Annotated in this window: 5 protein-coding genes; 3 read left to right on the forward strand and 2 right to left on the reverse strand. The window is 40.5% G+C overall.

What is annotated here, in order from left to right; all coding sequences use genetic code 11:
- Window positions 1-374 precede the first annotated feature (374 nt).
- Both G1O98_RS36475 and G1O98_RS36480 read left to right on the forward strand, forming a co-directional pair.
- Window positions 375-1010, forward strand: coding sequence for a transaldolase family protein (locus tag G1O98_RS36475; protein ID WP_163939106.1), 636 nt, complete (start codon window positions 375-377; stop codon window positions 1008-1010).
- 188 nt (window positions 1011-1198) lie between these two features.
- Entirely contained in the window at window positions 1199-1837 is a 639-nt protein-coding gene (locus G1O98_RS36480; protein ID WP_163939108.1) for a Uma2 family endonuclease, read from the forward strand.
- A gap of 28 nt (window positions 1838-1865) precedes the next feature.
- Here G1O98_RS36480 and G1O98_RS36485 read toward each other — a convergent pair whose 3' ends face one another.
- Window positions 1866-4064, reverse strand: a complete 2199-nt coding sequence (locus G1O98_RS36485) for a CHASE2 domain-containing serine/threonine-protein kinase (RefSeq protein WP_163939110.1) — start codon at window positions 4062-4064, stop codon at window positions 1866-1868.
- Between the two features lie 262 nt (window positions 4065-4326).
- Complete coding sequence (locus tag G1O98_RS36490; protein ID WP_163939113.1) at window positions 4327-4611, reverse strand: hypothetical protein; 285 nt, start codon at window positions 4609-4611, stop codon at window positions 4327-4329.
- Between the two features lie 170 nt (window positions 4612-4781).
- Here G1O98_RS36490 and G1O98_RS36495 point away from each other — a divergent pair, with 170 nt between their 5' ends.
- The gene (locus G1O98_RS36495; protein WP_163939115.1) at window positions 4782-5009 is read left to right on the forward strand and encodes a helix-turn-helix transcriptional regulator; all 228 of its coding nucleotides are present in this window, start codon (window positions 4782-4784) and stop codon (window positions 5007-5009) included.
- The last annotated feature ends 374 nt before the right edge of the window (window positions 5010-5383 follow it).

Raw genomic sequence — 5383 nt, forward strand, 5'->3', positions numbered from 1 at the left:
CATGGTTCACTCTTAGACCGATATTTACCTCAGTATTATCTCGTAGTCTTTTTCAAAAATCAAATATGATTCCTATATATCTGGCCTCTCTGTACTACAAAATTATACTCTCCATTAGGTGTAAACACTTTTTTGTGAGGTGTTTTATATCTCCACTTCTTGCCATCAAAGAAAAGTTCATTACGTCGAATATAACTAGGAATATCTTCGGGATATAGATTCGGAAAATATTCTACTCCTGAACTACCTCCTGATGGCAGTCCTGAATCAATAGTATGCCAAGGGCTAGGAAATAGTGCAGAATATTTTGGTACGTAAGAAAGTCTAAGTTGCACATCTGGTAAATTAATTTTAACAATCGATTCAGGAAAATTATGGCACTATATCTAGACTCAGCGATCGCATCTGAAGCCGAAGTTGTTAAGCTTTGGGGATGGGTGAAAGGCATTACTACAAATCCCACGCTGTTGTCTCAAAGCGATACTCCACCAGAAACCACGCTCAAAAATTTGGTTGCCTTGACCTCTGGCCCGTTATACTATCAACTTGTAGCATCTGATAAAGCTGGGATGCTAGCTGAAGGTAGAAAAGCTTTCAAGATTATTGGTTCACAAACAATTTTGAAGATTCCCGCAACACCGTTAGGTTTTGAAGTGGTGGCGACTCTATCCTCAGAAATTACCTGTTCGGTGACAGCAATTTACAGCGCAGCACAAGCAGCAGTAGCACGGGAGGCGGGAGCGAAAATTGCCATAGCTTATGTAAATCGAGCTACCCGGTTGTTAGGTGATGGTATTGCCTTGGTGCGAGATATGGCTAGCGTCCTCAAAGGCAGTGATACAGAGATTTTGGCAGCTAGTATCAAATCTCCTGAAGAAGCAGCCGCATCATTGCAAGCCGGGGCCCATCATTTGACTTTACCATTGGCAATGTTGCAAGCGATCGCAACTCATGAATTTTCACAGAAAACTGTTGAAGAATTCGCTAAAGGAGGCATTGGTTTAAGATAATTCGTAATTCGTAATGGGCTAACGCCCCGCTCCGCTAACGTAATTCGTAATTAAATATGAGTTGGTCAGATATTCCTAATCTTTGGGTTCCTCTAGCACTTTTAGGTTTAATTATTGTCGCTGCTGTATTTTTTAGTCGTAGCAATTGATTACTAAAGTATTACAGTTGAAGTGGAGGTATTAGCTCTATGTTCGCTGTTGTCACACCCGATACAATCCATTTGCCCCCAGGCACAGTAGTACGCCTACCCGGAAGTTGGCAAGATTATCAAGCACTGAATAAACAACTAGGCGATCGCTCTTCGCCTCGTATCAAGTATCGAGATGGAGAAATTCTCTTGATGGCACCACTACCAGAACATGGGCGTAAAGTAAGTGTAATTGCAGATGTAGTAAAAGTTTTGCTCGATCATCTGGGGCGAGAATACGAGGCATTTACCCCAATCACAATGGAACTACCACAGGAAAGTGGTATAGAACCAGACTACTGTTTTTATATTGAAAACTGGCAGGCAATTGCAGGTAAAGATCGCATCAATTGGGGTGTTGATCCATCTCCCGATTTGGTGGTAGAGATAGACATCACCAGCTACACCGATGTAAATGACTACCTGCCTTATCGAGTACCAGAAGTTTGGTTGTTCAGGAAGAACCAGCTTGTAATTTACAGATTGCAAGGCGATGTCTACACTGTTGAAAGCAGTAGCCGTTATTTCCCTAATATCAATGTGTCAGAGATAGTCACAGAGTGTTTAAAAATTGCCTACGAGCGTAATACTAGCGCCGCAATTCGGGAATTACGACGGAAGTTGACGAGTGAGAGTTAAAATTCCTACCTTGCGATGCTTGCTAGGACTACATACGTTTTAAATCTTGTAAAACTGCGGCGGCTGATTGATAGCGATCGCTAAAATGATAGCAAACCATTTTATCTAAAATGACCGCCAATTCTTCCCTGACTGGCACTGTATGCCGCCACATCACATTCCCCGTTTCTGGATCTGGATGGAGTTCTTGCGGTGGTATTCCAGTTATGGCTTGAATACCAATCATTCCTAAAGCGTAAATGTCACTACATAGGCGGGGATGACCGGCAAATTGTTCTGGAGGTGCATAACCCCGCGTCCCAATGGCTACTGTAGCTAATTCTGTTTGCTCGCTAGTCGGGGGTTGCATCAATTTGACTGCACCAAAGTCAATCAATACCAGCCGATTATCTTGATCGCATCGAATTATATTAGTTGGTTTGATATCACGATGAATCACTCGATGCTGGTGAACAAATTCTAGAACTTCTAAAACTTGCTTTAACATCTCTATGACAAATGATTCGCTTTGCACATCCTGAACAGGTGGTAATTCTTCACTTAAAGTATGTCCTTCGATATATTGTTGAATTAAATAGAATTCTTGGTCATCTTCAAAATAAGCAAGTAGTTCAGGAATCTGATGATGTTTACCCAAAGATTCTAATATCTCAGCTTCACTATGAAACAACCTGCGAGCAACTTGCAAAAATCGTGTATCTTGACGGGCTGGCATTAACTTTTTAACTACACAAGTAGGATTACCCGGTCGTTGAGTATCCTGTGCTAAATAAGTTCGACCAAATCCACCTGAACCAAGAACTTGAGAAATTTTGTAGCGTCCACCCAAAAGCAAATTACCTGATTTTATTTCTGGTGAATCAACTGGGAGAGGAAAACCAAGAGACGAATCGGGAATTGCGGTTTTGTCTTCTAAGAGTATATTTAATTGTGCGATCGCTTCTTGTTGTTTTTCAACTTGCAGAATAATCACCTGAGTTTGTCGCTGATTTTGGTAACTGGTATAAGCAATCACACAAATACTACTAACAACCAAAGTAAGAGCAGAGGGAATTAAAGGCACCCATCCAGCCTGCAAAAACAAACCAATGCAGATTCCTACTAACCCAAGTAGAGTTGTTCCTCCCACCACTAGCAACACCAAAGGATTTTGCCACCGCCATACGATAATTCCACCTAAAAGCGACCAGCCCCACATCCAAATAAATTCTGCCCAGTCGGGCCAATACCAAATTAGAGGTCGCCCATCCAACACTGTACTGATGAGTTGACTTGCTATCTGTGCATGAATAAACAGAGCAGGCATTCTGGCTGGTTGATCTGGCAAAGTACTGTAGGGTGTATAAAATCCGCCTGGAGGTAAATTAGCCGCAGTAGTGCCGATAATTACAAGACGGTCTTTGAATAAACTGGAGTTAACTTGACCACTGAGGACTTGCGTAAGGGTTACTTGATCGGCAAAACTGTTAGGGTGACGATAATTTAATAATATTTGATAGCCATCTGTATCCAGATGTTGATAGCTACCGGAATTAGGTTGTAAACGTGGAAAGAGGATTTTACCTAACTGTAATTCTTTTTTATTAGTAAACTTGTATTCAATACCTTGTTTCTCTAGATAATTAATTCCTATTAGCGCCCCAAAAGCAAATGATGTTGTACATTTATTGTCTGTAGAGTAAGCAAATAACAAACTACGACGGAGAATTTGGTCGTTTTCATTGTCAGAAACGACATCGCTAAACCCAACATTATCTATAGGAAAATTGGGTGGTGGTGGAATTTCATCTCTACCCAAACTGCTGAACAAACAAGTGCTGACGATGTTATCTTGATTTTGGAAATTAATAGCCAAATTGTTGTTTTCTGGTTGGAAAAGATATAAACCAACAATTCGCGGTTGATAAGACTCGATTTTTTTTAATAGCTGATTGATTGTCCGATCTGATAGAGCCCATTTCTCTCGTTTAAGATCGTCGTCAGTGATTTTTACTAGCAAAATCCGCTGATCGGGTGCTTGTGCTGGACGCGATCGCAACATTTCATCATAAACTCTTAACTCCCAAGGCTGTAACCATTTGAGTTCCCGAATTCCCCAGATAAACACGGTAACTCCCGCACTGGTAACTAAAATAATCTGCAACCAGCTTTTGTTCTTGGAAGTTTCACGGGAATCCTGAACTTTGATAAAAGGGACACGGAGTTTTTTTAATAGTCCACTAATCACAGCATTGCGGCAGTAGCCTGAATTGGGTAGATGTTGCAGGCGGAAAAGTTAATTTTCGGACTCTAGGTTAAAAGCTAATTAACCTCAGCTTCTCTATTAATGTAGCAATTTACTTGCTAGTGAGAAATTTTGGCATATTCCTACTCTTAAAGAAAGCTGACACGCAGCATTACCAAAGAAATAAGCGATGTCTACGACAGGCTATGACGCTAGTTAGCTCTTATCCTCTCCCATTGCTCGCCATCGGAGTCGCGCAATAGCACTAATCATCTTTTTGAGATGTTGGAGTATCTTCAACAGCACTGGCAATAGAGAAAGAAATAGGATTAGTAGATGGTGTTAGTGAATCTAACCGGGGTTGTTCGAGCGATGCTTCGATACTCGGCTCGTCAAAATAGGAGCCCACAATCTTATCATAGTTAGAAGCAACAGCTAAAAAAGCACCACCCAAAATATAGATAGGTAATGGCAGATTAAATTCTTGCAACCAGTCAAATAATTCCGCCAAGGCAAACAGCACTAAAAAGCAAGCAAGCCAAACTCTCATATTTTCTATTTCCTAGATTGGAACAACTCTATTAATAGCTTAAATAGCTTGCATGATAGTTGATGTAGTACATAACGATCAAATTACAACCTTTATAACCATAGATAGGTGCAGTCAGAGTTATAGCATCTGCTATATTGCAATATCTTGTAAAAAAATATATTTAGCCTATGACTGCAATCAAACAGCCAAGCATTGCACTGTTGGTTCGTGAGACTCGGCAGTGCCTCAAATTATCACAGGTAAAATTGGCAACGATGTTAGGGGTTTCATTCCACACTGTAAACCGATGGGAAAATGGACGAACACGACCTTCGCCACTCGCTATGAAACAAATTGAAAAGCTATTATACCAGATGGGAGAACCAGGTGAGGCGCTTTTAACGAAATATTTTTAATGGTAAATGTAACACCAGTAGCATCATAGATGAAGTACTACTACCCCATTCGTGAAAAATTAATGCCAAGCAAGTACTTTCAGCTTAATTTCACAGCCATCTTGCCAAATTATTAGAGCAAGGTAAATTAGTAGAAGCGATCGCTAACTTAATAGCTGAATAAACCTGCCTCTATGTGATTATTGTCGCTTTGTGTGATGCTTCCTAAAAGGGTTACTCTGGTGTACACAGAGATGTGTGTACACCGAAAAGAAAGGTTGGAAGAGAAGTCCTTCCAAAATTATTGAATTTGTGTTCTAAACCTCATCTATATTGAAACCTAGAGTTTTTTAAAAGATATATTTATGTAGGTTGGGTGGAGTGAAACGCAACCC

This window comes from Nostoc sp. UIC 10630, assembly GCF_010747425.1.
In the GTDB taxonomy this organism is placed as follows: Bacteria; Cyanobacteriota; Cyanobacteriia; order Cyanobacteriales; family Nostocaceae; genus Nostoc.